This window comes from Bombilactobacillus bombi (assembly GCF_013607485.1).
GTDB lineage: Bacteria > Bacillota > Bacilli > Lactobacillales > Lactobacillaceae > Bombilactobacillus > Bombilactobacillus bombi_A.
This window is the reverse complement of sequence record NZ_SCHP01000063.1, coordinates 1-5,376: the sequence shown is the minus strand read 5'-3', so window position 1 is coordinate 5,376 and position 5,376 is coordinate 1. Positions and strand designations below refer to the sequence as shown.

Genomic DNA, 5,376 nt, shown 5'->3' with positions numbered 1-5,376 from the left:
AGATAAAACTGATGAAATTGAAATACCAATTGATGTTACGAAACTAGGTAAGAAGAATTATGAAATTATAACCCTTAATCAGATTAAATCTGATATTATAGATTCAAACCCTCGTACCATTAAAGTTTATGTGCATCGCGGAGCTGCCAGTGATCAAGTAAACTACAATAATGGTGAGATTGGCGGCGTAAATAATTAGTGATGAGATTAAATTTAATAAAATAGTAAGTTAAGAGGTTGAAAAATGGTTAAATATTTTGGAACTGATGGTGTGCGTGGCGTTGCTAACAAGGAACTAACTCCAGAATTGGCATTTAAATTGGGACGTACTGGAGGTTATGTGCTCTCCCAACAAAAAGAGAGTTCTGAAGATCGGCCTACAGTCTTGGTAGCTCGTGATACTCGTAAATCTGGGCAAATGCTAGAAATGGCTTTGATTGCAGGATTATTATCAGTCGGAATTGAAGTATTAGATTTAGGAGTCATTACTACTCCGGCAGTGGCCTATTTAGTTAAGGTTCAGGATGCTGATGCGGGTATCATGATTTCGGCATCTCATAATCCAGCAAGCGATAATGGAATTAAATTTTTTGGACCTGATGGCTATAAATTAAAAGATTCCACTGAAGAAGAAATTGAACACTTTTTAGATCAAGAGGTGGACATGTTACCTCGTCCGGCAGCAGAGGGTTTAGGAACTCTAGAAAGCTATAAAGAAGGCTCTTTAAAGTACTTGGAATTTTTACGTCAAAGTATTTCTGATGATTTATCAGGTTTAAAAATTGTTTTAGATGGTGCTAATGGTTCTACAAGTAAATTGCTTACTAAATTATATGCAGATCTAAATGTTGATTTTACGACTATTGCTACTAATCCAGATGGTATCAATATTAATAATGGTGTCGGCTCTACCCATCCAGAAAAATTAGCACGTGAAGTAGTAGCGCGCAACGCTCAAGCTGGTTTGGCGTTTGATGGTGATGGTGACCGCTGTATTGCTGTTGATGAAAAAGGTAATATTGTTGACGGTGATAAAATTATGTATATTTTGGGAAGCTACTTTAAAGAACGGGGACGTCTCAAAAAAGATACTATTGTAACAACCGTAATGAGCAATTTAGGACTCTATAAGGCAATTGAGGCTAATAATATGAAGTCTGTGCAAACTGCCGTAGGTGATCGCCATGTGGCAGAAGAAATTGTCAAAAATGGTTATAATCTTGGTGGCGAACAATCGGGGCATATAATCATTTTTGACATTCATAATACTGGCGATGGCATGTTAACCGGGATCCAACTATTAAATGTAATGAAACAGACAGGCAAAAAGTTGTCAGAGTTAGCTGCCCCAGTGAAGACTTATCCTCAAAAGTTAGTTAATATTAAGGTTGCTGATAAGCAAAATTGGCAGCAATATCCGGAAATTCAAGAAGAAATTGATACTGTTGAAAAAGAGATGAATGGTGATGGACGTGTCTTAGTGCGTCCTAGTGGAACCGAACCATTACTTAGGATTATGGTTGAAGCCGCAACGGAAGAAAGGGCTAACCAATATACAGAACAGATTGCCCGTGTTGTTCAAGAAAAAATGGGCTTATAATAATCAAATGATTTTAATATGTAATAAGGGGCTGAGACAAATGATTGTCTCAGCCCCTTATTACATATTAAAATGGATTATTTCAAGGAAAACATTTATTAAATTAAATAACAAATGACAATAATGAAACAGATGTTTTATTTGCTCCCGTTTGCGTTTAACTACCCAAAAAGTCAATGGCTATTATCAGATTTTTTGGTTTGATTTGCTTGATACTTTATTTTTGGCAATAGTCGTTGAGATTGTTCTTTTTTAGATTTTGATTTTTTCGAATTTTTACTGTCAATATGCTTTTGTGTTTTCACAAAATGGGAAACGCGATAATGTTTAGTATTCATTAATACTCCGGAATGAGTTTGAGCAGTAGAGGTATTTTTATTAAATTGACGATTAAATAACTTATAAAGCTCCTCAAAGATACCTAATAGTACTAAAATAATGACCAGCCATTTGATTATTTTTAAAAGTGTCATTGTTTAGACTCCTGCTGGAAAGGTACGGTTGTCTGTTCAGTATTAGGTTGTTGGCGGTTAAGGGCTTGAGCTAAAAGTGCAGCTTGGCCATAGTTGCTGCTGTCATCATTAGGAATAATAACAACATTAGCTGGTGAATCGGCTAATTTGCTGTAGGCATTGATAGATTGATTTTTAAAATATTTGTCATCAGCATGAGCTAAACCGGCTTGCACAGTATCAATCCGATATCGTTCAGCATCAGCACGGGTACGTGTAGCTTCAGCTTGGGCTTTAGCAGTGGCCATTAGAGCGTTATTTTTGGCTTCATTAGTTAGACGAATTGATTCAGCCTCACCTTCAGCTTGGGCAATAGTGGCGATACGCTGACGATCAGCGGTTAATTGTTTATCCATAGCACGCTGAATTTCTTCAGAAGGCAACAGTTCATCAATATTAATCCGATCAACATTGATACCATAAGTGTTCGTTAAATCTCCAATTGCGATAGATAAGTCCGCATTAATTTTAGCTGTTGAACCTAAAGCATCATTTAATTCCATTCGACCTATAATATCGCGCAAGTGTCCCCGAACTAATTGGGCCATTGATTCCACAGAGTCAGTGTTATTGTATTCATACTTTACAGCATCTGTAACGTGATAATTTAAGGTAATAGAAGTGGAAACTTCAGCATTATCTTTAGTAATAATAGAATAATGCGGTAACTCAATAGGCTGCATTGCTAAACTAACAATACGAATATGTTGGGCAAGGGGAATATAAAAATGTAATCCCGATTCTACGCTGTGTTTGTATTTACCAAACAGTTCTACCAATCCTTGGCAATTTTGGGGTACTACTTTAATTCCTAAAGGCATGTTTTTTTCCTCATTTCTTAATTGCTCTAATTGTGAGTATATTACCTGTAGCAGCTATTACTACATAGGCGGTATCATCTAGAATGGGATCGTTATTTTCTGTGAGATAACGATAATAAATTCCATTTACCTTGATTAAACCGCTTTTAGGAAGAATGGCTGCTGGTTGAATAATCTGATTAATGACTAGTTGATTTTCAAGTGAAGCTGTCCCAACTCCTCTTAAAGACTGTTGAACGCTTTGAACAACAAGCTGATTAATACTAGTATGTTGATTTTTAGCGGCCGCTTTTATTTGTTGGTAAAGTTCATCTGGAAAGCGAATTGTAGTCATAACAGTTTTCACAGCAATCATCTTCTTTCATAGCCTTATAATATCATAATGATATTATAATACAAGCAAAATTTATTTTTGATTACTTAAATGTTAGTTGGTTAAGAAAAACCTAGCGTTTCCACTTGTTTAGCTAGACCAATTTTGAATAATAGTTGACATTTTAGATAGTAATTGCTAGTATGTCAATTGTTAAGTAAGCTAAGTCCTGAAGATTTAGGACTATACCAATTATAGGAGAGAGACATATGTGTGGAATTGTAGGTGTGGTTGGAAACTCTCAAACCACTGACATTTTAATATCAGGATTAAAAAAACTGGAATATCGCGGTTATGATTCCGCGGGAGTTTATCTTAATGATCAGCAGGGCCATGATGTCCTAATTAAACGAGTAGGTAAAATTATCAATTTACAAAAGGCTCTCACACCCCAAGATCAAGGCCAAGCTGGCATTGGCCACACTCGTTGGGCAACTCATGGAGAGCCAACGCAAGATAATGCGCACCCGCATTTTTCTCAGGATCAACGTTTTTATTTAGTGCATAATGGTGTCATTACTAATTTTGCTGAATTAAAGCAAAAATATCTTACGGGTGTAGAATTTAGGAGTGATACCGATACTGAAGTGGCAGTGCAGTTAATTGATTATTTTGCTTTAACGGAACATTTAAACGCACAACAAGCACTTCAAAAAACGGTGCAATTATTAGAAGGTTCTTATGCTTTTGCTTTAATGGATCGCCAGGAACCAGATAAAATTTTCATTGCTAAAAACAAAAGTCCACTCTTAATTGGACTAGCTGATGGTTACAACGTTGTTTGCTCTGATGCCATTGCAATGTTAGATCAAACTCATACTTTTATGGAGATTCATGATGGCGAATTAGGAGTAATTACTAACAATTCCGTGGAATTGACTGATCATAACGGACAGCCAGTTAGCCGACAGCCGTATCAGGTACAAATGGATGCTAATGATGTCTCTAAGGGCACTTATGATAACTATATGCTCAAAGAAATTGATGAACAGCCAGTGGTTTTGCGGCGGATTGCTTCCCAGTATTTTCAAAGTGCTCAATCTCAATTAAGTGAATCGTTGTTAACTGCTTTACAAAATGCTGATCGTCTTTATATTGTCGCAGCTGGGACTAGCTATCATGCCGGATTAGTCGGCAGACAGCTGATAGAGGATTTAGCAGATGTTCCGGTTGAAGTGCATATTGCTAGTGAATTTGGCTATCACTTACCAAAGTTATCAGCACGACCATTTTTCATTTTCTTAAGTCAAAGTGGCGAAACAGCTGATAGTCGACAGGTCTTAGATAAAGTCCGCAAACTAAATTATCCGACTTTGACAATTACTAATGTTCCTAATTCAACTTTAGCTCGCGAGGCGACTTATTCGTTGCCATTATGCGCAGGTCCAGAAATCGCGGTTGCTTCAACAAAAGCTTATGTAGCACAGATTGCAGTTCAAGCTATCTTGGCACAAGCATTGGGCCGCCAAAAACAGCTTCCAGCAGCTCAAGATTTTGATATTGTCCAGCAATTAAGTCTTGCGGCCAACGCTATTCAAACAATTGTTGATCAAAAAGATTACTTGCAACAATTAGCGAGTGAATATTTTGCACATCAACATGCTGCCTTTTTCATTGGCCGAGGTAATGGTTATGCTACCGCTTTAGAGGCAGCCTTAAAATTAAAAGAAGTTTCTTATATTCATGCGGAAGGCTTTGCTGCTGGAGAATTAAAGCATGGAACAATTGCTTTAATTGAAGATAATACGCCGGTAGTAGCTTTTATCTTGGAATCCCAAACAGCTGCTCACACCAGAAGCAATGTTAAGGAAGTTTTAAGCCGTGGTGCACATCCTTTAATTATCAGCAAAAACAGCTTGGCTGATTCTCACGATCAATTGGTTTTGGCAGATATTGATGAACGTTTAATGCCAATTTTAGCTGTAGTTCCAGCACAATTATTTGCTTATTATGCTGCAGTGGAGCGGGGAAATGATGTGGATCAACCACGTAATTTAGCAAAAAGTGTAACAGTGGAATAATTAATTAATAAGCTAGAATTCTAATTTTTAATAATAATCAATAATTTTA

6 protein-coding genes are annotated in these 5,376 nt (G+C 36.8%); 3 read left to right on the top strand and 3 right to left on the bottom strand.

Annotation, left to right across the window (positions count from 1 at the left end; genetic code table 11):
* Together EQ827_RS07665 and glmM are read left to right on the top strand one after the other, a co-directional pair.
* The coding region (locus EQ827_RS07665) for a hypothetical protein (RefSeq protein ID WP_181190412.1) at nt 1–199 on the top strand (199 nt) is incomplete at its 5' end.
* A 45-nt stretch (nt 200–244) separates the two neighbouring features.
* On the top strand, nt 245–1,600 hold the full coding sequence (gene glmM / locus EQ827_RS07660; protein ID WP_181190411.1) for a phosphoglucosamine mutase: 1,356 nt from the start codon (nt 245–247) through the stop codon (nt 1,598–1,600).
* Between the two features lie 173 nt (nt 1,601–1,773).
* On the opposite strand, the gene EQ827_RS07655 is transcribed toward glmM, so the two are convergent.
* Genes EQ827_RS07655 through EQ827_RS07645 form a run of 3 tightly spaced genes read right to left on the bottom strand, consistent with a single transcriptional unit; the run spans nt 1,774 to nt 3,288 of the window.
* Nucleotides 1,774–2,073 carry a hypothetical protein gene (locus EQ827_RS07655; protein WP_181190410.1) on the bottom strand — a complete coding sequence of 100 codons (300 nt, stop codon included), beginning with the start codon at nt 2,071–2,073 and terminating at the stop codon, nt 1,774–1,776.
* Nucleotides 2,070–2,933 (bottom strand): SPFH domain-containing protein, encoded by an 864-nt coding sequence (locus EQ827_RS07650; protein WP_181190409.1) that lies wholly within the window; start codon nt 2,931–2,933, stop codon nt 2,070–2,072. Before EQ827_RS07650 ends, EQ827_RS07655 begins: the two co-directional genes overlap by 4 nt.
* Before the next feature lie 10 nt (nt 2,934–2,943).
* A complete protein-coding gene (locus EQ827_RS07645) occupies nt 2,944–3,288 on the bottom strand; it encodes a YlcI/YnfO family protein (protein WP_219912677.1) in 345 nt (114 codons plus the stop codon).
* A gap of 227 nt (nt 3,289–3,515) precedes the next feature.
* Here EQ827_RS07645 and glmS point away from each other — a divergent pair, with 227 nt between their 5' ends.
* Entirely contained in the window at nt 3,516–5,327 is a 1,812-nt protein-coding gene (gene glmS, locus EQ827_RS07640; protein WP_181190407.1) for a glutamine--fructose-6-phosphate transaminase (isomerizing), read from the top strand.
* Nucleotides 5,328–5,376: the final 49 nt, after the last annotated feature.